The organism is Owenweeksia hongkongensis DSM 17368 (assembly GCF_000236705.1).
GTDB classification, from domain to species: Bacteria; Bacteroidota; Bacteroidia; order Flavobacteriales; family Schleiferiaceae; genus Owenweeksia; species Owenweeksia hongkongensis.
The window spans coordinates 3,119,989-3,146,732 of sequence record NC_016599.1 but is presented as its reverse complement, the minus strand read 5'-3'; the positions used below and the strand labels follow the sequence as shown (position 1 = coordinate 3,146,732).

The window sequence follows — 26,744 nt, the reverse complement described above, 5'->3', positions numbered from 1 at the left end:
TGATTATCAAAGCATGTCTTTCAAACCAAGAATACGGTTTAATACCAAAGTGGGAGAGCGTTTCCCAGTAAAATTAAAGTCCCCCATATACTATGAGGGACTTCATTACAAAGATTTTACTGATTTAAACAGTTTAAGTCTTTATTTTAAAACTTCATCACCCTTTTGCCAAGGTACATTTCACCTCCTGAACGGATTCGGATAATGTACATACCGTCAGCATAGTCTTTCAAATCAATATCCATCAAGCCTGTTTCAGGATTGATAAGGGTACGCTGATAAAGCAGTTTTCCGTTTAGGTCAAACACCAATACCTGATTGTCATCAGACGGTGATTTAACAAGCTCAACATACACCTTGCCCGTGGTTGGGTTAGGATATAGATTGAAAGCCAAAGCCTCTTTATCTACTCGGTTTCTATGTTCATTCGCTTCATCCACTTTCCGGATTACTGGTGCTCCAGATTGATCCAAGTCCAATCTTAGCGAAAAGCCTCCTGGTTCATTCGCCCTGTTCTGCAAGGCTACGGTAATGTAGTTGTCACCTTTTCTTAAGATCTGGTTCCAGTCTACATTTTCTACCTGCATAAACATATCTCCACCAGCATTACCATTTATGGGAATGCCACCATTTGGATAATCTACATCGTGGGCCGGCATAGCTCGATTTTGTAGCCCATGCTGGTAGTGGCCAGCTATCAGGCTATCATTGATAAACACCATCAGGTTTTCATCAAAAGTGCTCCTTAATCGTGCACTTATATTGGCAGAGTCTGTAATGTTAAACCTTCTGCGGTAGTAAGTCACATTTTCGGTGGCCTTGATGGCAAATGAACCCGGTACTTCTTCCGTGCTGTACCAGTGATAAGGCTGGCCCAGTTCCACCTCTTCGGTAAAGGTATTGGCTGCCGGAAGGTTGTTCACTCCTGGCCAGTTCCAGCTAGATCCGCCTGGAGTTGTCACAGTACTCTTCATCCATTCGGCATCAGACACAATGTATTGTGATAAAAGCTGTACTGATGGTACGCCCGTTTTCAAATCCATACGGAAACTAAAACCTCCTTTGTCCGAAGTTTGAGGCGCATTCCTTAGAGCTATCACCAGTTCGTTTTGTCCTACATGCACCATACTATCCATGCGGTAATTGTTTACCACATCAAAGGCCTGATCGCCATTATCTCCATTGCTCTGGTTGCCATCAGCCATTAGCATTAGGTGGTGCTGGGCTCCTCTAAAGTTGTCGGCATCACGGTCATCTTCTCTTGCCAGCATCTGCCCGTTGACATAAATCTCCATGCCATCGTCCATAAAACTGCGGATCTGAGCCATCACACCAGTATTTACCGTAAGGGTAAAGGTGGTGCGGAAGAAGGTTACACCATTGCCTGATTTGAACACATGGGCCCCTTCCACGCTGTCAATTGAGTGCCATGGGTAGGGCTGGCCTATCTCTGCCGGTAATATATATGTGCCTACTGTTGGCAAACTGCTTACACCTGTCCAGGGGTAACTTCCTGCTTCTGCTGTATTGGTTACGGTACTCTTCATCCAACCGGGCTCCGTTACTATCACCAGGCTGTCGCCTGATGTTGGTACCACGCCACACACGGGATCCGTGCGGATTGTTAAAGTGGTAACTAAAATACTATCACAACCGCTGCTGGCCATCAATGTATCATAATACACCCCGGCTGTGGTTTGATAGCCTCCGCCCACAAAGCGACCATCGCCCGGACAGATGCTGTCCGTCACGCTTACTGTTACGTTTGGTTTTACCATCAGCTCACAGCTCAGAATGCTGTCACAGCCGTTCTGGTTTTGAAGGCTGTCGTAATACGTGCCGGCCATGTTTTGATAAAGTCCAAAAATCATCAGGCTATCGCCATCACAAATCATTTTTGCCGGTAAGGTCGTCATGCTGCCCGGGTCATAAGTAGTAATGGTGGTTACCACGCTATCGCAGCCGTCTTGCTTCGGATAGGTGGTGATGACTGTACCCGCCATCGTGCTATCACAGGTTACTGCATTTACCGTAAGGCTATCATTGGTACATGGCAGTGGGCTATAAATTATGGTGGTGATAACCAGGCTATCACAACCCTCCACATTGGTATATAGCGTGTCAAACACTCCTGCCATGGTAGAATCGGTGGTGGTAGAAGACTGATAAACGGTATCACTTCTTAGCAAAATAAGCTCACAACTAATAAGGCTGTCACAGCCGTTCTGATTAGCCAAACTATCGTAATACACCGCGGCCATCTTCTCATAGTTTCCAAAAATCATTATACTATCGCCCTCGCAAATCATTTTTGCCGGCAAGGCCATCATGCTGCCCGAGTCATATGTGGTAATGGTGGTTACGATGCTGTCGCAGCCATCACTACCAACAAAAGTTTGAGAATTTATTCCAGTCATAGTGCTATCGCAGGTAACGGCAGAAATAGTAATGGAATCAATTGATGGACAGTTACCCGGTACATAAGTTACCACGGTAATAACAGTACTATCACATCCACTCATTGCTGTAAGCTGCGCTATAAAGGTTCCGGCCTGTGCTGGATCATTGGTGGTGGCAGTAAGATGGGTGGTATCTACAGGGTTTACAATCAACGCCTGACTGCGAATAGAATCGCAACCTCCCACGTTGGTCAATGAGTCAATATACAATCCACTCGCAGTGCGATAGGCACCTAAAATCATAGCGCTATCACCTTCACAAATATTTAAAGTGGGCAATGTGATATTATGGATAGGCTTGTACCTCAACGTAACTACCTGCACCGTATCACAGCCACCCGCACCGGAAATTGTATCTCTATATGTTGCTGCTACATGTCTATACTTGCCAAATATCAATACACTATCTCCTTGACAAACCGCAACAGAAGGCAGCTGCATCAAAGTACCAGGCGCCACGCCTATAGTTCCCATAGCTTGTGCTAAAGTACCATTGACATCCTGTACCGTTACTGAGTAAGAACCCGGTCCATCAGTAAGTACCGCCCCAGGTTGACCTGTACTCCAAGTATAACTATAAGGTGCTACTCCTCCACTAGCTGCTGCTGTCAGCGTACCGTTGGCATTAGCATAACAAGCGTCAGTAGCACTTATATTTATAGCAACCCCCCCTATTGGAATAGTCGCCATATTATCGGTGTACAAAAATTCAAGGGTATTAGTATTAGTAATCTCTGCAACAATAGTGGTATTCACATCCTGTACCCACCATGGCAGTTGCACAGCAGCACTATCATGTTTTGCCACATTTACAGGAACAGCTCCAATATATATAGTATCCCCAATATCATCTATATATGAGAATGCTACATCTGCCATAGCATCCACATCACCTCCATTTCCGATTTCTGCAGTTAGTATAATGGTGTCTAGCAAGGCTGGAGCGGCATTACTAGCTATCAAGCTTTGGAAATACAAATTGGCAGCATCGCCCACCACAATGGCACGGGTCGCTTCATTATTCAGCTCATCTGTTTCGAGTACTTCATTATCAGAATCTATAATAACACGGATAATATGTGCACCGGGAATATTGGTTCCCCAAACCATTGGGAAATTGAAGGATGCATTATCTCCAGTAACCAATCCACTCACTGGTTTTATAGAATCAATAGGCACATTATTTACCAAGAGTTTTAGCTCCATTTGGTCATTAATGTTTTGATGCCCAATATTTTCATAGGTAACTATAATACCCACAGTATCATTTACATCAGGGTTGAGCATACTTGGATTTATAAATTGCGAGAGAATACGCATATCAGGTGCACTACCCACTGTCACAGTTTTTACCAATACATTGTTCCCTTCATTGCATTCGTTGTAAACATTATTTGGATCTACCGTCATGGTAAAGGTGTACGTTCCTACCTGATTGAAAACAAAATTGGAAGGCAATGTAGCCGCCACAGGACAAACACATGTTTTGTGCACATTATTGATAGTTGCATTACCTAAGTTTTGTGTACCTACTATTCCCGGTCCACTTACTTCAAATTGCACATCAACCGAGGATGCCTCATATAGGTGTTCAACCTGCACACCCACGGACAAGAAAGCCGTTTGGTTTATCAAATAAGATTTATCCCAAAAGTTGCCATAACATTTCGGCACTGGCTGAAATTCCCAACACAGGTCATCAGAAGCACTATTATTTGACTCACTAAATTCTGCAATTGCATTAAGCGGATCAATGGTAGCGGTGAGGGTAGCCGTAGCCGGTGCCACAGATGCGGTATTTACTGTAACCGTTGCCGTCTGTCCTGGAGCAAGGTTTCCGGGGAAAGTAGTGTTGAATACGTTTCCGGGAGTAACCGTAAAGCGAATAGGGATGGGCCCGGTCGCAGTAGCGTTACCTCCGTTTCGGATGTAAATTTCATAATCTACCGAACCAGGAAATTGCGGATCTAAAGGACTTACCCGAAGTGGCCTACAACCGACCACTGCCAAATCTGGCATACAAGCATTTATCTGCTTACCGTAAGTTCCGGTATTATTAAGCTCACTTACCTCGGTTACAATACCTCCCGTGACCACATTAGTATCACAAGAAACAACGAAACTATAGGAGCCTACACTTGGGTAGTTATAGGGAATGCTAAAGCCTACATTTTGCTGTGCCGGAATATTGGTAATAGTATGATAAAAAGTTCCTTCCGGTAGCCCATTTCTCGAAACATCTACCTTGCAAACAAACTGCCCGGTAGCCACTCCTCCTGCATTTCTAACAGTAAATGCCGGGCTAACTGCATTACATAAGTAGCTGCTATTTCCAGGCCCTGACACTGGTATAATATCTGGTAGATTGGGCAACACCCTAATGGTAGCACAGGCAGTATTATTTTCTGTGCACTCAGCTATAGAAAATGTTCCATCGGCTGTAGCACAAATGCTATAGGTACCAGGCACATTAAACGTAATGGCTGGAAAATTATAAATAGAACTTGCACTTGGTGCTAATGCTGGCACGGGCTCATTGATCAAAGCTGGTGCTCCTCCTGTTTGATTTAACGTAAGTACGCTGGCTGGTGCTAATGCTGTACCAATATTACTTACCGTAAAGCTTCCTGTAACACTTTGACCGGCAATAATTGTATGAGCCGAAGTTGACACTGTAGTTCTCAGGTCGGGTAAGCTGCACCCACAGTTTTTTACCTGAAATGACGTGCTCAAGTTCCCTGTAAGGGTAAAATCAGTAACCGTTCCCAGCACCGAATACCCGCCTATTGCTATGGGAGCAGGTACACTTTTAGAGAAATTACCAAGTGAGTTGGTAACTGCCGTATAAGTGGCTCCTCCTACTGTAAAGTCTACCTGAGCACCCGCCACGCTGCTATCTGTAAGCGGCACGGCCGTACCGGTATAGTATGCAAACCCTGAAATGGTAACCGAAGAACCTGGATTGGAACAAAGTACAGATGGACTGGTGTTCGCTATTACATTGATGGCTCCCGGTATATTAAAGTTTCCATTGGTAAAGGGTCGTAATGCAGTATTGTCCAACTCATTGGTTTCAGAAATTACATTAGTATAATCTACCCATACCTGTATAGGGCACCAGGCATCTACTGCAGGTGTAGTGATATTCCAGCTTACAGTGGTGCTGCTGCGAGCCGGTAAATTACTTATGGTAATGTCTGGATAGGCAATCGTGGTATCAAATTGATTTACCAAATGCACTACAAAGTTTTGTGCATCATAATCTGAGGCATTGTGGACAGTAGCAGATATGGTAAGAGGTGATGACACTGCTGGATTTGGATCAGAGAATGAAATATCATTGGCAAATATTTCAACATCCGGCAAAGCGAGCACCTGAGGCGCAGATACCTGAGGACCCAATACTGTGGTATTACCACCCTCTACCACTACTACCCGCGTTTCCCAATTAACGCCAATTGGCAGACCACTAATACTTGCTGAGTATATCTTACCATCAGAGGGATTTGTATCGTTGGCATCTACCTCGGTCATTATTATGGTACGGTCATTTGTATTATTAAAAATACCATTGCCCTCAAAATCCAGTATCACACGGGGGAAACCAAAAGGAGGTAAGATACCATTGGTATCCGTAAACTCGACTTCAAAATTAAACTGAGAATACGCATCTCCTTGAGTAGGACTGATTATTGAATTTATAAATCCGGAGTTGCCGCTGTATGTAAGTGACCTTGCAGGAGATAGGAAATTGAGCACGATGGCGTGAACACTATCACAACCATTGGTTGCGGTAAATGTATCATAGTAGGTGCCGCTGGTAGTTTGATAAGCACCGCCAACCAAAAGGCTATCGCCTGCAATAAGATTGGTGGTAGATTGGGTAGAATCTACCGGAGTAATTGACACTATGGTAGCGAGAACACTATCACAGCCCAAGCTCGTTTGCAGGGTATCATAATAAGTTCCGGCCATAGTTTGTGCCGCCCCTCCCACAAGTATAGATTGTCCTTCGCAAATTGAGGCATTTATGGATACATTGAAAACTGGGTTTACAACCAACTCACAAACCTCAACACTATCACAACCATACCGGTTAGTAAGGTTACGAACATAAGTACCTCCAACTGATCTATACGTTCCAAAAATTTGTGAGCTGTCACCCTGACAAATAGTTTTTATAGGAAGGATTAGCGTATCAGAAGGATTGACAATCACTGTTTTTGCAAATATGCTATCACACCCGCCCACTGTACTAAGTGAATCATAATAAGTACCTGGCATGGTTACAGACATTCCGAATAAATCTATTGTATCACCTTGACAAATGGTAGTATCAGATAAATTGGTGATATAACTCGGGCTATAGGTAAGCACAGTGTAAACGACACTGTCGCACCCTCCTTGATTTACATAAACATTCATCACGGTATCGGCCATAGTAGAATCACAGGTAAAGCCTGATATGAAAACAGAGTCGATACTGTTGCTCACAAACACGGTTACCGAATCCAAAGCTTGGCAACCGTTAACATCTGTTACCGTTACTGTATATACAGTGGTATCATTTGGCGCTACGGTAATAGAAGGCCCCGTGAGTCCAGTGCTCCAGAAGAAATTGACACCTCCACTTGCAGTAAGTTGTACAGGTGTACCACCACATATGGTGGTATCACTTGTTATAGTAATAATAGGTGGCGCAAAATGATCAATACTAGTGCTGTTTGTATCATTTGCACTATTTACATCTCCCGTAAGGCTACTCCAGGCGGTGATGCTATATGTTCCAATACTGCTAAAATCATAATACTGAGTAAAAATGTAGTTAGCATTGGCTCCACTAGCTATGCTTGCACCAAAAGTTTCGATAGTTGTGTCACCATCCACCACAAGGGTCACATCAAAACCTGTTTGTGGATCAGTACCATTATTGGCAATGGTAATAGTTACTTGAACAGAGTCTGAAAGCCCACAACCAGAACTTACCCCCCCAATAGCGGTAACTGCAATATCTCCCGAAAGGAAGGAAATCTCGTCCGCCCCTATATCAGGGTTCACAGGGTCGCGAAGCTCACCATCAATATCCACTGTAACCTGCGCCACAGGTATGGCAGCACTATCAAGTGCTGATTGATTTACATGAAGATCTACACTGGAAACAAAAAGCGGATCAGCTACAATCGAGTTGGCGTCAAGCCCTGTTTGCCCCTGCCATGAAGCAAGTGTAGCAATAGTACCAATATTCGAAAAGGTATAATTAAAGAGGTTGGCTCCGGAGCTATAAAAGTCATTATGATCCATCGCATCAAAAGCGGCTGGCGACATATTAGACTCTAAGGCATAACCACCATTGGTAGCAGCCATAATATTGTTTTTCACATCAATCGTACTGCTACTGAAAAGCTGCACAGCTTCACCAACATTAGAAGCATGATTAAAGGAATTGTAAAAAATATCCGTGTAGCTACCGCTAAAATAACGCATCCCTACAAAGTTGGAATTGCTCGCACTGCTGTCACCCACAGTCACAAAGTTATTTGCTATAAGCCCACGCGCTGAAACTCCACCATCTAAGTAGTCAAAGTAGAATCCATATGAACCTACAGGAGCATGGGCACGGTTACCGGATATTTCAAAATCACTATGGAACTCCCCGCAATACAGCGAACGGTAGCCAGTGTTTGAGTTGTTAGTTTTGAAATGATTATTGGTAATCTGAGGTGCTAACCAATAATACATGTAGGCACCATAGCTGCGCTGATTGATAAAATGATTTCCTTGTACCACAAGGCCACTGCCATTGTTTCCATTGATGTTAATACCATAACTACCGTTCACAAAGAGACAGTTCACAATTTTCAGGTCGGTACACGATGAACCACCCGTGGCATAAACTCCATAGATTCCGGCATTTGAAACTGGCAAACTAAAGCGACAATTTTCAAAGCTTAAATCACCCGTGTTTCCTACCAAGTGAGCGATATAAGCATAATTGGTATTAAGCCCACTTAGGGTCATATTTCTGAAATGCATATAATCGGCATCATTTATCAAAATAGTATGACGGTCAGCACTGTTGGCATTAAACTCAAGGCTCACCAAACTGGAATCTCCATTTTCAGATTGAAAAACTATGCTATCAGCACTGGTAGCTCCCATTACCGGATCGAGTGTAAGCTGCTCATTATACACACCATCTCTTACGTTAAAAGTAACCCCTGTCACAATGCCGCCATCATTCATGGCTTGTATGGCTGTGGTAAAATCCGTAAAATCCGGTGAGACACCTCCAATGGTATAAATACCAGCCAGGCCGGGGTACAAGCTAAGTTTCTTTACAGTATCATTTACCGGCAAATCATCCGGTTGGCCATTTGGCATAGAAGTATAAACCACTACATCATGTGAGGTGAGTGGTGTAAAATTATAAATACCCACTGCAACAGAATCTTCACCCTGCCCTGTGGCCAATGCTCCAGCCCAGTTAAAAGCAGTCTGAACCATTCCATTTACAGTCCAGTTTATCTGAACGCTTGTAAGTGAATCCGAACCATTGTTTAGAAGGTCTACATAAATGGTTTGGTTGCCTGGGGCAAATACTTTGCTAGGTCTGAGGTAAGCTGTAAGGGATGCATCATTAGTATTGATACTAATTTCATCTGCACCGATATCAGGTGTTGCCGGATCGCGGAGATCGCCATCCAAATCGGTGCTTATATAGGTTAGTGGTATTCCCGTTCCATCAAGAGCACCACTTTCTACGTGGTAATCTGTGGTGTCACTAAATTGGGCATCAATGGAAACCGAGTTGGAATCTTGACCTGTACCACTTATCCAGCTCGTAAGATCAGCATAAGGTGTATTTTGATACTCCCCTAAAGTAGCTCCTGGGGTAAATAGATTATTAAAATTATAAACCGTGTTAGAAACATTGTTGCTCAGCCATTCAGTAGCCATACCATCTGCATGTTGCTGAAAAATATTATTAAGAACATTTGAGTTGTTATTAACGTAACCGTAAAAAGCTCGTGACGAAGCTGCTGTGGTAAATGAACTCACTGAATTATAAACCAAGTTCACATAACTCGATATATAAAGATAAATACCAATGGCACCAGTATTTGCGCCTTCCATTTGGATGTAGTTATTGGAAATAGTAGCCGGTGTGCCTTGTGCTGCAGATATATTGAAAAGTGCCAATCCATAATGTGTGATGTGACGCATTTGGTTATTGCTTATATTTATCACTCCACCAACTTGGTCTATAACCATACCATCGTAGGAAGTATGGCCTCTGCGGTTGATAATAGTATTACCCCTTATTTCGAGGTTGTCCAGATATCTGACATTAATGGCTTGGTAATATTGATCATCAAATACACAATTTTTAATCACTAGATTGCTATCTGCACCAGAGGCACTTGGAGTATTCATATAGATTCCATACCTACCATTTTTAAATGTCGTATTTATAATACGGATGTTATAATTGGGGTAATTATAAGGACTATAGATAAGATAGTCACCGACAGAAGGGCTTGGTGAATACAGCGAATCTTTAATTTCACAATTAATAATGTTCAGGTTACTCACACCAGCCCATCTTATTACATTCGGCCCAGACCAATAATAGGTATGAGCTATAGTTATGTTTTTAAAACTTATCCCTGTTATCCCATTAAGTCCTAAGGTTGGCTCACTAGTATTGCCCGTTTGTAATACCACGGAAGCACTATTTCCGCTTTCTGATTGAAATACCACGGAATCCATACTATTTGTTTTAGCAAAGCGTATAATTTTTATGTATTCATCATAAACTCCATCGCGTATATCGAATACCACATTATTGGATATTCCTCTCGCTTGAAGAGCTGCTACAGCTGATGTAAAATCACTAAAGTCAGGCGTTGTTCCACCGATGGTGTAAGTCCCGGATAACGCTGCAAAAATGTTTGTACTTTGAATGGTATCATTAGCCGCCAATATATCTGCATTACCATTTGGAAGACTCGTCCAAGCTTTCAGAGTATAATTTGTGTCTGCCATAAAATTGAAGTTACCTATACTTATTGAGTCTTCGGATTGACTGCTGGATAAAGTGCCCGTCCATGCAAAAGTGGATTGGGCTACCCCGTTTACTTCCCAATGTATATCCACGCTTGTAAGTGTGTCACCTCCATTATTTAAAAGGCTCACATATACATTTTGCAGACCTGAAGAAAATGGCAAACGTGGAGCATCAAATTCCAGCAAGGCGGCATCGCTGCCAGCCAGTACAAATTCGTCCGCACCAATATCCGGAGTAGAGGGGTCGCGAACATCACCATCAATATCGGTAGTTATATAGCTAAGCGGAGTGGCCGCGGCATTAAGGCCGGACGCACTGGTATGCAAATCATCCATGGTCGCAAATTGCGGGTCAAGAGAAACGGAGTTGGAATCATGTCCGCTGGTGTTTTGCCAAGTAGCAAAATCCGAAATATCAATAGTTCCATATCTAGCCAGAAAAGTGCCAGTGGCATAAAGGTTATTGTAATCTATGGTTTGCTGGGCACTGGCAGAATTTTTATCATAAGCATAGCCACCACCCGTGTTTAGGCAAATATTATTCAATACATCAATGGTTGCATTGTTATTATGATCCTGAAAAGCCACGGAATTATTCTGGCTATTGCTACACCACAAGCTGTTATGTACAAACTTTGTATAAGTGCATGCATAACTATAAACAGCTCGGCCACTTGAAACATTCCCTCCACTTGTGATGAAATTGTTAGCAACAATAAAGGGGTTTGAAATTACTCCATCTAGAAAGCCAAACTCAGCACCATACCTAAGGCCATGTCCAAGAATCTGGTTGCCCGAGAATTCGCCCTCATGAAGATCATACAGGTAAGCTCCATAAGAGTTTGTAGTAACCGATGAACGGGGTATAATTGTATTATTCATCACCCAAACGCTATCTGCCAGGTAAACATAAATCCCCGTTCCATAAAAGTCATTGATATGGCAGTCTTCTATCCTAATATTATTCTCTCGGATGGATAATCCGTAAAAATAGGCTCCATAATAGGTGCCGGAGAGACTAGAATTGGTCACATAAATATGATGCTGTGGTGGATATCCACCGACACTTTTTCGAACATAGAGGGCTGCGCTGGCCGCACTGGTAGTTGTACCCCCCATTATTGCACATTCATTAAAGCTTATATAAGATGATCCGTAGTCAATCTGGACAGCAGAACCATATGAGTTTGTGGATGTATTCTGGATAGTTAATTTTTCAAAACTCACCCCCACAGCCCCGTGCAGGGCTACCACATAATTGGTGCTTGAGTTCAAATAACCTTCAGTAATCGTTACTGCAGAGCTATCCTGCGCTTCTGATTGAAAAGTAACATGATCTGCAGGGTTTAGCTTAGGGTAATTCTCAATGACAATACGCTCGGTGTAGGTACCACTTCGCACATCAAAGACGGTAGAATCATAAGTTCCACCAAGGTTTAATATTTCCAGGGCAGTGGTAAAATCTGCAAAATCAGGAGACGTACCACCGATGGTATAAGTTCCGCCCAAAGCCGGGGCAAATGGGCCTACCATGGCAGAATCATTTATTGCATTACCATCGGCACTACCATTAGGTACGCTACTATAGGCTTCCACGGAATAAATAGTTCCTGTAGCAAAATTGAAATTACCCAGCAGTACACTAACGGTATCTCCACTTGCAATGGAACCTGAAAAATTTACAGAAGACTGTAACACTCCATTCACTTGCCAATTAATAGTAGCACTAGTGAGGGTATTGTTTCCGAAATTTTTAAGCACAGCTGTTACTGGTAGAGTACTTGGTGCAAAAGGTGTAGCTGGGGGAATAATTGCCAGTACTCCTGCATCATCATTGTGGGGTGTAAATTCATCACAACCTATATCTGGATTAGAGCCATCTCTGGCTTCGCCCTCAATATCGGTGGCGATTCCAATATAAGGAGCAGCGTTATTATTCAAAGAAATTTGAGTGGCCTGAAAAGAAGAGTCATTGATAAAATAAGGAGGCTCGTTAAAGGAATTTGCATCAAGTGATGATGCGGCCTGCAAGCCTGCTAAATCTGAAACTGTAGTGCCTTGCCAGTAGGCTAAAATGGAGCTACCCGTGTACCAGTTATTATTATCTGAATCAACAACATCGTTGGAACTATTTACATAAAGTGCATAGCCTCCATCTGCACGAACATTATTATTGTACAGACGATTATCATTATAGCTGCTCACCTGTATCCCGTAGTGGTTGGTACTGGGGGTAGTTACGTTCACCGTATTAAAAACCACATCTACATATCGGCATCCTAAAAGATAAATTCCTCGGGTAGTACCGGTGTTTCTGCCAATACTCACAAAGTTGTTGGCTACTAAATACTGACCACCGCTGGTAGCATCGCTGTATTGAACACTAATACCGTAACCGTTAATGCCGCCACGCACTATATTCCTTTGAATAGAAACACTGCTATCCGCATCATAAACCAATATTCCCTGAATTCCGCTTGTATTGGTAATATCAGTAATTACTTGATTGTCATCTACCGTTACAAAATCGGCATAATACATTTCCACACCCCCATATCGCTGGTGCAAAAAGGTATTTCCCGTAATGATATAATGATCTGAATACTGGGAAGCACAGTAAATACCACGGTGTCCCTGATAAATTCTATTGTTGCTAAAGTTTAACCAATCGCTATTTGCATTACTCTCCACCTCAATATTGCGGTGAATATGAGGTGTTGAAGCTGCCGCATTCCTAATAATATTATTTTCAAAAGAAAGATGATTTGACTCATCACCAATCAAAACCACACGGTCATAATAATTGTCGGTAGACTCTATTGTTAGATTTTTGAAGGTTACCCAACTTCCCCCATTTATATAAAGAGTATAGTTTGCAGCACTATTTGCACCATGCGAAAGAACCACAGTTGAGCTATCGTCACTTGCACTCCGAAATGTTACGGTAGCATTCGCGTTCACCCCAGGTATTTCGTTGATTTCCAATTGCTCAAAATAGCCACCTGAGGCTACATTAAAAGTAACGTCTCCGCATATACCGTACATTTCCAAATCAGCCACAGCGTTTGTAAAACTTAAATAATCAGCTCCACCGCCACCAATAGTGTAAGTACCTGAAAGAGCACCTGACATTTCTACGCCAAGGCTATCGTTATCACCATTGCCATCTATATTTCCATTAGGCGATGTAGTCCATGCCTGGATAGTATAATTCACACCTTGAACAAAAAAGTAGTTGCCGAGAGCTACATCTGCGCTTCCACCTTGAGCACTTAGCAAACCTGCAAAATTTACCGGTGTCTGTACCACTCCATTTACTGACCAGTTTATCATTGTACTTGTAAGGGCATTTGTACCATGATTAATAATCGTAGCTCTCACAGGTTGGGAACCACTACAAACCTGACCGTTTGGAGATATATCCGATATTCCAGCATCATTCAAAGTGGGTGATGTAAACTCAAACTGCACCTGAGGTTTGGCTGTAGTACTGTTTGAGTTGCTGGTACCACAAAGATCAAAAACGGATGACGTTCCATACGATACTCTATAATTAGAGTCATTGTAAGTTCTTACGGTACCCGTGGATATGCTAGGGTTCACTCCGTAATCAAAACATACATCCACAATAATATTATCCACTCCATTCCAGTACCATGAAGTGTCTAGCCTCAGCATGTCAAAACCTCCGGCTGCAGGTGCATAGGAAGCATTATAATATACTTGACGAACAGGATCTGTAAGATACGGCCAGGCAGCGCGAGCCGTGGTGTGGCCCAGACTTACTTTATAATCTGGTATGGCTTGGCTGGTAGAAGAGGCTATGTAAAACCCTAGCCTTTCAATATTGCCAGCTGTAATCCCCACAGCATTTAGCTCGCCTTTACTATATACAATTTGGTAATGCTGGCTTCGGTACCTATTATTTACCGGTGATGGACCATTAACACCAGTCGCTGATGTTCCAGAGCCCATTTGTACAGTTTGCCCAAAAATAAGAACAGGCATTATTGCTAGGAAGACAAGAATTGTCCTCCTCAGGTGTGAGGAATTGTAATACATAATAAGGTGATTTGAAAAAATGACAGAAGTGCAGAAATACACAATAGCCTTAAAGGGCTTTGAACGGTAATAGTCTTGATGCATGGTTAAGGTTTTGGTTAAAAATCAAGTCTACTAAGCCTTGATAATCAATTAAAACTAACTAAATAGGCACAAAAAAACAACTACAAAAACATCTTAGACAACCGAAAAGAGTAATTGACCTATTTGATTGATTAGTTGGTTTTGTCCCTTTCTTCCTTCAAAAAAAATCCCGACTTCCTATTTTGGTAGCCGGGATTTGCAATCGCTAAAACTGATTTATTTAGAACTTCATCACTCGCTTGCTTTGGTAGTTTGTATCCCCAGATTTTACTCTGATAATATACATTCCATTAGCAAGTTCGCTTAAGTCAATATCCATGATGCCTGTTTGTGGGTTTACCAAGGAGCGATTCATGATCACCTTACCATTCAAATCAAGCACGGTAACTGTGTTGTCTCCAGTGGGGCTTTCAATTAGATCAATAATTACTCTACCTGTGGTTGGGTTAGGATAAATATTAAAGTTCACTTGAAGGTCGTTTGCTTTTTTATCTTCATTCCCATTTCTTTCAGAGGTGGTTTTACGGATTACAGGGCTTCCTGCTTTGTCTAAATCTAATCGTAAGGAGAAGCCACCTTTGTCAGTAATACCTTTATTGCGAAGAGCTACAGTAACGTAATTATCTCCTTTACGAAGTATGTTGTCAAAGTCAACACTTTCTACTTGGTCAAACAAGTCTCCTCCGGCATTTCCGTTGGTTATGGTACCTCCTGCTTGAAAGTCTACATCATGGGCTGCAAGAGTGCGGTCACTGTAGTTTGTAGAATAGTCTGCCGCGATCAATACCCCATTTACATAAATCATCACACTTTCATCAAATGTAGAACGTAGTCGCACATTTACATCGGCAGAATCCATAATGGTAAATCTTCTGGTATAGTAGGTTACATCAGTACCAGACTTTATCGCAAATGAGCCAGGTACTTCTTCGATACTATAATATCCATATGGTTGACCAAGCATTACATTTTTAGTGAATGTATTTGCAGCTGGAAGACCACTAACGCCAGACCAGTTAAAGCTAGTTCCCCCTGGAGTGGTTACTGTGCTTTCCATCCACTCTATATCAGAAACCAAGTATCCGGTAAGTTCTGGCATATAAGCTTCACCGGTTTTTAGCTCCATGCGGAAACTGAAACCACCTTTGTCAGAAGTTTGTGGTGCATTTCTAAGAGCAATTATAAGCTCATTTTCTCCAGCTACTACTACTGAATCCAAGCGGTAATTATTCACGATATCAAATTCCATATCACCATTGTGACCATTGTCCTGATCACCATTTTGAAGAAGAACTAAGTTATGAGGAAGACCTAAAAAGTTTGCTGTGGTTCGGTTAGCTTCACGTGCTATCATGTGTCCGTTTATGTAAATTTCCATTCCATCATCCATACGTGAGATGATTTGTGCAGCTACACCTGTGTCAACATTCAGATTAAAAGTAGTTCTGAAAAATCTAATTCCATTGTCTCCACGCAATACCCGAGCACCATCAACACTGTCAATAGAGTGATAGTGGTACGGCTGACCTACAACTGCAGGAAGGGTGTAAGTAGATACGTCAGGAAGAGTGGTAACCCCTCGCCAAGGGTAACTATATGCATCTACAGTGTTAACCTCTGTGCTCATCATCCAGCTTGCGTCTGATACGATAAGTAGGCTGTCGGGAGTGTTTGAGTGGCAAATAGAATCCGCTTGGTAGTATAAGGTGGTAACCAAAAGGCTGTCACACCCACTAGCTGCTGTTGCAGTATCGGTATAAACTCCAGGAACCGTTTGCCACGCACCACCTACATAAAGGCTATCGCCAAGGCAAATGCTATCTGTAAACAAGGTGGGTGAGGCAGTGTCATTAACTGTAACAGTAAATGAACAGGTGTCAGAATTACCATCATCATCAACTGCAACAAATTTGTTAACTGTAACGCCTACCGGAAAGAAACCACCGCTGGCAATACCTTCAATTTGCTGGATACCAATGTTTCTTTCCAGAATGTAAGGCATAGTTGTAGTTGCAGTTCTATCATTCCACACGCCATAAAATTTTAATTCAACATAGTCTTCATTTCCAGCATTATCTGGGTTGCCAGCATCCCAATTAGAATATCCAGAAACTTCTCCATTTTGCCAAACAAAAGTCCCTTCCACCTCGCTATCATCATATCCAATCCATGCCTCAAAAAGGGATCTATTTGCGATTCCCTGAGCCAAAAAGGTGTTTTCTGCCGCATTGTTTACTGTCACTACATAGCCACCATTTGCCAAAGCATCAGCATAAGCGTTTTGTGGAGTAAAGGCAATATTTGAAACATAATAAATCTTGCCATTATGAGTTCCTAGGGTAGAAAAGCCAGGAATGGAATCAGGTGCAACGCCACAATTATCAGTGGCTGAAATAGCGTAAGCAACTGTTGCTCCACAAACTCCAGCGTCATTACTAACAGTAACATCACCAGGGCATGAAATTACCGGGCTAATGGTATCCTCAATTGTAACTATGGCATTACAAGAACTAAAATTTCCTGCTGCATCAAATACCGTAAGACTTACAGTATCTGTCTCAACGTCAGCACAGGTAAAAGTTGTTTTATCAACATACAGTGAGTCAACACCACAATTATCTGTACTTCCGCCATCAACATCGGCAGCCACAATTGTGACGGTACCAGCTGCATTTAGATATACTGTTATATTTTGACAAACAGGATTTGGAGCAACTCCATCTGGGCCAACCGTAACACTGGCACATGCGCCAAGTGTTACACAGCCACCTTCACCCCTTACATAATAAATAGTAGAGCTATTTGGAGAAACTATAATTGAATTACCTGTGCCAACAGAAGTACCTCCACAGCTACCGGTGTACCAATGCCAGTTTGTAGCATCATTTAAGTTGCCTGAAGTAATACTAAGCGTTTGTGGATTACAAACTCCACTGGTACTGATTGTAGGAATATCAGGTTCATTGCAACTTGAAAACCCTGTTATGCAGAAGTTATCAAATCCTAATTCTTCTGAGCCATCGCTTTTGTGCAACAGCCTAACCTGTAATGTGCCGCCTGAAGCAGTAAACCCATAAGTAAATGGCGCTAAAGTGTTGGTAAGAGCTGTACCAGCCGGATCGGCAATACCATTTAGATCAGCATCTTCCGTCAACTTTTTGGTGGTTCCATCGCCATAAAAAGCTCCAATTTTTGTCCAGGCCCCTGCGTCCATTTTATATTCAACCACTACATAGTCACTTGCTTCCCAACTCAGCGGAGCAATATCACTTACGGCTAGGTTTACCGACACAGTAAAACTGTCTTGAGATGTTACATTAAAAGGGGTAAGTAACATTTCTCCAATACCAGCTGGGTTTGGGTTTGAAGCTTCATCAACATCTTCACCTACCCAAATATAGCTACCGGTAGCACCTAAAATGGCTTGGCCATGACTTGGATGAGCTCCCCCACTGGCATCATGACGCTCCCAAAAATTATTGCTGGCATCATTAAACTGGTATGCAGCGTACCTAACACCATGTCCGTCAGTTTCAAAACTTTCGCAGTAAGGTAGGCTTTGGGCAGCCTGCAGTGAGGCATCTATACTTATGTCCCTGGTCTGGAAGTTACTTCCAGCACCATCCGAAACCTGAAACTGTATAGTGCGGTTTTGTAAAGAAGGATCAGAGCCATCGGTATTTTGATAGGATACTGAGCGAAGCAAGGTTTGGTACTGAGCCGGGGTAGCCGAACCTGTAAGGGTTAAGGTGTTTCCAACGTATGCCCCTACCACACCAAATTGTGGCGTAAAGCTCAGCACATCTTCTGAGGCATCAAACCCCTGAAAGACAACAATGGTTGCGCCTGTGATATTATCACTTTCAGCATCTGAAACAGTAATTGAATTCGTTACCTGTTGTACACCACTGCCTTCAACATAATTTAGTATGCCAGCCTCTATATTGGCCAATACCGGAGGAGCGTTACCCGAAACATTGCCATCAACACAGATTCTATCAAAGGCTATTTCCTCTGTCCCATCGCTTTTATGTTGAACCCTCACCTGTAAATTTGTTCCACTGGTGTTGAAGTTATAGGTAAATCGCTGTAAAGTATTAGTAAGTATAATACCTGCGGGATCGGCTATTCCATCCAGATTGGCATCTGCTACTAAATTATTTGAAGCATCACCATAAAAAGCGCCAATGGTAGTCCACGCACCAGCATCCATTTTATATTGTACCTTTAAATAATCATTAGTTTCCCAACTAGATGGCGACACATCGCTTACCGCCACGTCAATATCTACAGAAAATGTCGTGCCTGCCCCCGCATTAAAAGATTGTAACAGCAATTCACCCAGTCCGGAAGGGTTAGGGTTTGAAGAAGCAACATCCTCGCCAACCCATATCCAATTTCCATCAGCTCCGATTATCGCTTGACCATGGCTGGGATGAGCCCCTCCACTTGCATCATGTCGTTGCCAAAAATCGTTACCACTTGCGTACTCATAGGCGTAATATCGTGTTCCATGCCCATCGGTTTCAAAGCTTTCACAAGCGGGCAAAGAAATGGGTCCGTTAAGGGTTTGGGTAAAGTTGATATTTCTACTTTGAAAATTACTATTTCCTCCATCGCTCACTTGAAAACGAATAGTACGTGTTGCGATGCTTGGATTTATTGTATTTGTATTTTGATATTTTACGCTGCGCAGTACTGTTTGGTATTGAGCCAGTGTGGCAATTCCAGACAAAGAAAGTGTGCTTCCAGTTTGAGAACCTGTAACTCCGAATTGGGATGTAAAAGACAATACATCTTCTCCCGAAGCAAAACCTGCCGAAATTTCCACTGTTGCTGAGGTAATGTTGTCATTTTCAGTATCGGATATAGATAATGTATTTGTTACTTGTGCAGCAGGGTCTCCTTCCGTGTAATTTAGCGATGCCCCTTCTATGTTTGCAAGAACCGGAGGGAAGTTCACGGCAAGTGTTCCTTCCAATTTAACCAAATCAAACGCAATCTCTTCAGTTCCTCCATCAACATCAACTACAACCTTGACCACAATATTTGACCCCGTTCCTGGAATGCTGTATGAATACAAGCTCATTGTGCCTGAACTAGGAACATCCGCCCCTGTGGGTGGAGCTGCCGTAGGGTTTCTGTCGGTATCAACTTTTAGAGGCCCTGAATTAGTTCCGTTTATTGGATTTCCTTGTAGAACAATAGCATTTGTAAAAGAACCTCCGTCAATAGAATATTGAACAAGAATAACATCATCAATTTCATAACCCGCTCTTGGTGTTCCGAATTTAAATGAAAGCTGAAGATTAGAAAGTCCAGATATACTGTGGTTTACAAAAGTAACGCTACCAGGACCGCCTCCCGCAGTGCCATTATCAACGTCCTCTCCAGCAAAATACCAGGTTCCATCTACCCCTGTGATGGGGCCTGCAAAACAGGAAGGAGTTGAAGAAACTCTATCAAAGAAATCATTACAAACTCCACCACGGTTCGAATTATAGCGGGAGACTTCTCCGTTGGTCTCAAAGCTTTCGGAAAAAACCGTTGTTTGTGCGAAAGCTTGAATGACACAAACCAATAGGACTGCTAATAAGCTTAATATTTTTGTTTTCATTTTGTTAGGTTATAAAAGCTGCACGACTTTCATCGTGCAGCTTGGTTTAATTTGGTTAATTATTAACTCCTTGAAATTAAGGAGGTACTTACAATCAACTTCGAGATGGAAAAACCCCTTGAAGGGCAATAATGAAATTTACACATCCAAATGGCTGCATATTTGTGTGCGCTTGTCCTCCTCCTGCATTGGACATCACTCCTGACCCCATATTTGTACTTGGCGCTGTTTCGATATATAAATCGTTTGCTGCAGTACCAAATCCATTTCCTGTAGTTGGATCAGAATCATCTCCTCCCACGTTTGACCCATGAATTGCATGGTTATGGGCAGGCATTTGTGCCTCCGAAAGAGTTACATTTTCCGCTCCGCCTTTTTCACCTACGCGTTTTAAACTTAATCCAGGACCTGAACCTGAACCTGCATGCACAGGCACACGGCCTCTTAAATCAGGTAAGGCAAAGGTAGTTCTACCATCCCCACCATAGGTGGTTCCAAGTATTGAAAATAAGGCTGTGTATTGTGAAATAGGTAATAGTTGGCCATCGCAAAATGCCCAACCGCGAGGAGCAAAGTTTCCTCCAAACATGATGATTTGTGCTAAAAATGGATCCATAGTAAGTTTAATTTAGAAATTGGTTAAAGTTTAAATCTATAAGGCAAGAACCTAGTATACTTCGCAACTAAGCAATACGGCAATTAAAAAATATTTAGATTCTTGAAAACGAAAGTTTGTCTACAAACAGGCAAAACATGTAGTGCTGAGACAATAATTTTTACGACTAGAGAAGCTATTCGTAAAGCAGGAGCGGTAAACTCATCAGAATTTGGGGTTAAGGTTTAGGTTTTTGTTAATTTAATTCAAAGGGTTTTGTTCTTTTAATTAGTAATATTCTAACAACAAAATACTTTAGAGAGTAGGTGCACTTTACAAGAGTACTGGAATCAAACATACATGACAGCTAAATGTGATTAACCATAACCATACCGACAAACTAAAGCACTGGTAATCAACAGATCATGATCTCAACATGTATACTAAAATTTCCAATCTGGGAGATGTTTCCAAAAAAGCTCTCTGCTGTAAATGAAGAGAGCTCTTCTAAAACATACGCCTGAAATACAATCACTTAACCATGTTCAAAAAAAGACTGATTTTTCCATTTTCGGGATTTAAATTTCAATAAAAAAAGAGGCTGTCTGAAAACTACTTTTCGGACAGCCTCCCATCACAAAGATTTTACTGATTTAAACAGTTTAAGTCTTTATTTTAAAACTTCATCACCCTTTTGCCAAGGTACATTTCACCTCCTGAACGGATTCGGATAATGTACATACCGTCAGCATAGTCTTTCAAATCAATATCCATCAAGCCTGTTTCAGGATTGATAAGGGTACGCTGATAAAGCAGTTTTCCGTTTAGGTCAAACACCAATACCTGATTGTCATCAGACGGTGATTTAACAAGCTCAACATACACCTTGCCCGTGGTTGGGTTAGGATATAGATTGAAAGCCAAAGCCTCTTTATCTACTCGGTTTCTATGTTCATTCGCTTCATCCACTTTCCGGATTACTGGTGCTCCAGATTGATCCAAGTCCAATCTTAGCGAAAAGCCTCCTGGTTCATTCGCCCTGTTCTGCAAGGCTACGGTAATGTAGTTGTCACCTTTTCTTAAGATCTGGTTCCAGTCTACATTTTCTACCTGCATAAACATATCTCCACCAGCATTACCATTTATGGGAATGCCACCATTTGGATAATCTACATCGTGGGCCGGCATAGCTCGATTTTGTAGCCCATGCTGGTAGTGGCCAGCTATCAGGCTATCATTGATAAACACCATCAGGTTTTCATCAAAAGTGCTCCTTAATCGTGCACTTATATTGGCAGAGTCTGTAATGTTAAACCTTCTGCGGTAGTAAGTCACATTTTCGGTGGCCTTGATGGCAAATGAACCCGGTACTTCTTCCGTGCTGTACCAGTGATAAGGCTGGCCCAGTTCCACCTCTTCGGTAAAGGTATTGGCTGCCGGAAGGTTGTTCACTCCTGGCCAGTTCCAGCTAGATCCGCCTGGAGTTGTCACAGTACTCTTCATCCATTCGGCATCAGACACAATGTATTGTGATAAAAGCTGTACTGATGGTACGCCCGTTTTCAAATCCATACGGAAACTAAAACCTCCTTTGTCCGAAGTTTGAGGCGCATTCCTTAGAGCTATCACCAGTTCGTTTTGTCCTACATGCACCATACTATCCATGCGGTAATTGTTTACCACATCAAAGGCCTGATCGCCATTATCTCCATTGCTCTGGTTGCCATCAGCCATTAGCATTAGGTGGTGCTGGGCTCCTCTAAAGTTGTCGGCATCACGGTCATCTTCTCTTGCCAGCATCTGCCCGTTGACATAAATCTCCATGCCATCGTCCATAAAACTGCGGATCTGAGCCATCACACCAGTATTTACCGTAAGGGTAAAGGTGGTGCGGAAGAAGGTTACGCCATTGCCTGATTTGAACACATGGGCCCCTTCCACGCTGTCAATTGAGTGCCATGGGTAGGGCTGGCCTATCTCTGCCGGTAATATATAAGTGCCTACTGTTGGCAAACTGCTTACACCTGTCCAGGGGTAACTTCCTGCTTCTGCTGTATTGGTTACGGTACTCTTCATCCAACCGGGCTCCGTTACTATCACCAGGCTGTCGCCTGATACATTATCACAAACGGAGCTACTATCAACAGTCAATATTGTACTCACCACGCTATCACAACCATCAATTGTAGGTAGCAAATCCAAATAGGTACCGGCCTCGGTTTGATAAGCACCTCCCAAAAGGATGCTGTCACCTTCGCAAATGCTTTCATTTTGGGTACTTCCCGGGGCAGTGCTAAATTCGTATATCGAACTCTCCACAGTGTCTCTACCGTCACTTACTGCCACATACCATTGGTAGGTTGTATCCAACGGAAGGTTTTTCCATGTGTAACTAGCTATTCCATTTCCTGCTAATGAATCCGTGTGCATCAAAGTAAAGGGAGTAACATCTCCAGGAATGTTAAGATCGGTTAGCGTAAACTGACTATTCGCATCCGTCTCATACTTGTTCAACCATGGGGAATAGGTTTTTACATGCATACTTTTAGTTGAAGGATCGATTTCCATTAATCTCAACCAACCATCTCCACCATTGCTTCGGCTTTGATAATCGGCCAAAATGGTATACACTGTATTTCCGTTGTAGGTATCCGCACGCAAACCTTCACCTGCTATGTGCCCACTAAGCATCAAAAATAAATTTGGATTATCTTTTAGAGCATTATAAGTAGCCGCTCCTTGTGAACCAAAGTTACCGGCTGTGTTGATAAGATAATGAGCAACAATAATTCCCTGACGGTTGCTATTAGCTTTCAAAAGACTATCGGCCCAAGCCAAAACTGATATATTTGGATTTGCATCATACTCCAAGCTAATTACTATAAAGTCCATTCCTGAAGCAGAAAACAGCTGATAATTATTATCCGCATTGCTACCGTAATTTCCACCCCAATAATATCTTCCCGCAAAACGGCTTACACCAAAATACTGATTGTAAAAATCGGTGGAACCAGTAGCGCTACCAAAAGGAGATTGATCATGATTACCAACACACATGGTGTATGACATCCCATCATGGTGATGCGTGGTGATAGGATCTTCCATAATACTCATAGAAGTATCCGCTCTTTTCCACTCTATATCATTCCCACCATTCTGTCCATTTTGAACACAATCACCAAGCTGCATGGTGTGTACAATATTTAGTGCCTCTTGGTTAGCAACCACCCAGCTCGTTTGATCTTTAAAAATAGCATTACTTCCTCCTCTACTTTGCTCAGTATAAAACTGTGTATCAGGAAGACCAATTAAGGTAAATGGGTCAATATTTTTCTTTTTAGGACGACCATAAAACTGTACAACCAATTCATCCTTAGAATTGAGATCGTCAACATCCACACTTAGTACAATTGAATCTACTACACACTCTACAGCAGTAGCAGAATCTGCGATGGTAATTTCCGGAACTATATTGAAGTTGGTATCTACATTAAATGGCGCTCCGGCTTGTAGCCAATTGTGACCAAAACCGATAAGCTGCCCGTCAAGTCCATTTCCGGAACTATCGGCTACCACATTTCCTTCAATATCGTTTAATGCCCAACGTGCAACCAAACCTGTTTGTGGACCATACAGTTCTGTATTAGCTGTAGCTAGAATTTGTGCTTGACTACGAGCATAGTTCCAAATTCTCACCTCATCCATGCTTCCATTAAAACGACCATTAGCCGTTCCAGTGGAATTTAATGCAGTACCTAAGCCCGCATGTTGAATACTTAAATTTTGAACAGGTTGATTTATTGTGGTAGTGCCATCTAATTGACCATTAAGGTAAAGACTCCAGGTGGCTCCATCATAAGTTGCCGCTACATGATACCATTGGTTATCCTGCAAAGCCGTTTGTCCAACTACTGGGTGGTTCAATCCTGGTGAAGACCCTCCTGCTCCTTCTTCAAAATCTGCGCAAAGCACATTGGTACCCGATTGTATACCGAAGAAATAATTGAGATCTCTATTACTTCCATCAACCTCGCCAACCCCTTTAGTGATTAACGGAGCAGCTGAAACACCTCCAGAACCTGAAGAAGTAGTAACTCCACTACCTTCTTTTTTCACCCATCCCTCAAGGGTAAACTGAGCTAAGCCCAACGCTGAAGTGTCTCCAAAGGTCACGTAAGAATCAGTACCTTCTAGCTGTAATGCTTTGCTTGTATCGGGAGGGGTAAAGTCAAGATCAAAAGGAGCAGAAGCATTTGACAAACTGTAACCAGCTCCTACAATGGTACCGTCCACACCATTGCCCGAGCTATCTATCACTGTAGTACCATTAGCATTATTCATCCCCCATCGGGCTACTAAATTTGGTTGAGCACCAACGATTTCTTCGTTTATATCTGCTCTTATTTCCTGCTCCGTACGGGCGTAATCCCACACGCGAACTTCATCCATAAGTCCGGCAAATCGGCCGGCAGAAGAGCCTGTGGAGTTAAGCGCTGTAGCCAAAGAGGCATGACCTATACTATTATTTTGCACTGGCTCATTCACCACCAAAGAATCTTCTAAGACTCCATTTAGATAAAGTTTCCATGTACCGCCATCATAAGTAGCAGCGGCATGGTACCATTGATTATCCAAAATTGCGGTATGACCTACCACTGGGTGATTTAAACCCGGATACCCACCTGTTGTACTTTCCTCAAAATCTGCACACAAATACTTGGTTCCTGATTGAATTCCAAAAAAGTAGTTTAAGTCTTTCGTATTTCCATCTGACTCCGCACGTCCCTTAGAAAGCAAAGGGTAAGCTGTTACGCCTCCAGTACCAGAATAAGCTGTAGAACCTGTTCCTGTTTTTTGAAACCAACACTCTAGCGTAAAGGCTGAAAGACCTAGGGTAGTATTGTTTCCAAAAGTTACGTACGAACCAGAATTTGCAAAATCTAAAGACTGAACCAAAGTGGCATTGTAAGGAGCAACTTCGGTACTCCAGCTATAGCCCGAACCCAAAATAGTTCCTGTCACCACATTCCCTGATGCATCAAAAACAGAAGTTCCAGTTGCATCATCTAAACTCCAAAGTGCCACTAGCCCAGCTTTAGGGCCAGTAATCACACTATCGGCAGCATCCCAAATTTGAGACTCTGAGCGAACATAACTCCAAATTCTAACCTCATCCATCAGCCCCTCAAAGTGGCCAGCAGCAGAGCCAGCAGAATTAAGTGCTGCTCCCAAAGCTGCATGCTGTATACTTAAGTGTTGAAGTGGTTCATTTATAGTAATTGAACCTTGCAGATTACCATTCAGGTAAAGTTTCCAAACGCTGCCATCATAGGTAGCAGCCGCATGAAACCATTGGTTTGGTGTAACTGCGGTATTTCCTATAATAGGATGATTTAATCCAGGGCTGTTTCCTGCAGTACCCTCCTCAAAATCGGCACACAAAAAATTGGTTCCTGATTGAATCCCAAAAAAATAGTTTAAATCTCTGGTATTTCCGTCTGACTCACCCCTACCTTTAGTGATAAGTGGAATAGCAATAACACCTCCTGATCCTGACGAAGCAGTGGTGCCGTGACCTGACCATTTAAACCAACCCTCCAGGGTAATTTGGGCAAGTCCTAAATTTGAGTTTGTGCCAAAAGACACATAGGCATTATTACTCCCAAAATCGAGAGAGCCGTTTTGAGCAAAGCACAAGGTGCTAGCCAAAACAAGTGCCATTAAAAATGTAAAAATCCTCATTGTGTTGTGGTTTTGTAGTTAAAATCTGAGGGATCTAAACTACTTTAATCAAACACCGAGGAAATCTACTTTATATTAAAAATACATTATCAAAACACCCTTCTTTATTGAAAATCAA

Annotated in this window: 4 protein-coding genes; all 4 read right to left on the bottom strand. The window is 42.4% G+C overall.

Features of this window, described 5'->3' with window-relative positions; genetic code table 11:
* Positions 1-146: 146 nt before the first annotated feature.
* Positions 147-14,534: a CARDB domain-containing protein gene (locus tag OWEHO_RS13800; protein ID WP_041627631.1), complete on the bottom strand. Its 14,388-nt coding sequence runs from the start codon at positions 14,532-14,534 to the stop codon at positions 147-149.
* A 358-nt stretch (positions 14,535-14,892) separates the two neighbouring features.
* Positions 14,893-20,289 (bottom strand): T9SS type A sorting domain-containing protein, encoded by a 5,397-nt coding sequence (locus tag OWEHO_RS13795; protein ID WP_014203103.1) that lies wholly within the window; start codon positions 20,287-20,289, stop codon positions 14,893-14,895.
* A 94-nt stretch (positions 20,290-20,383) separates the two neighbouring features.
* Entirely contained in the window at positions 20,384-20,905 is a 522-nt protein-coding gene (locus OWEHO_RS13790; protein WP_014203102.1) for a phage tail protein, read from the bottom strand.
* Positions 20,906-21,559: 654 nt separating this feature from the next.
* The gene (locus OWEHO_RS18000; protein WP_014203101.1) at positions 21,560-26,626 is read right to left on the bottom strand and encodes a LamG-like jellyroll fold domain-containing protein; all 5,067 of its coding nucleotides are present in this window, start codon (positions 26,624-26,626) and stop codon (positions 21,560-21,562) included.
* Positions 26,627-26,744: the final 118 nt, after the last annotated feature.

Excerpts from the sequence above, each read along its gene's own strand:
- OWEHO_RS13800 (WP_041627631.1), bottom strand. The coding sequence starts at position 14,534 with ATGCCTGTTCTTATTTTTGGGCAAACTGTACAAATGGGCTCTGGAACA.
- OWEHO_RS13795 (WP_014203103.1), bottom strand. The coding sequence starts at position 20,289 with ATGAAAACAAAAATATTAAGCTTATTAGCAGTCCTATTGGTTTGTGTC.
- OWEHO_RS13790 (WP_014203102.1), bottom strand. The coding sequence starts at position 20,905 with ATGGATCCATTTTTAGCACAAATCATCATGTTTGGAGGAAACTTTGCT.
- OWEHO_RS18000 (WP_014203101.1), bottom strand. The coding sequence starts at position 26,626 with ATGAGGATTTTTACATTTTTAATGGCACTTGTTTTGGCTAGCACCTTG.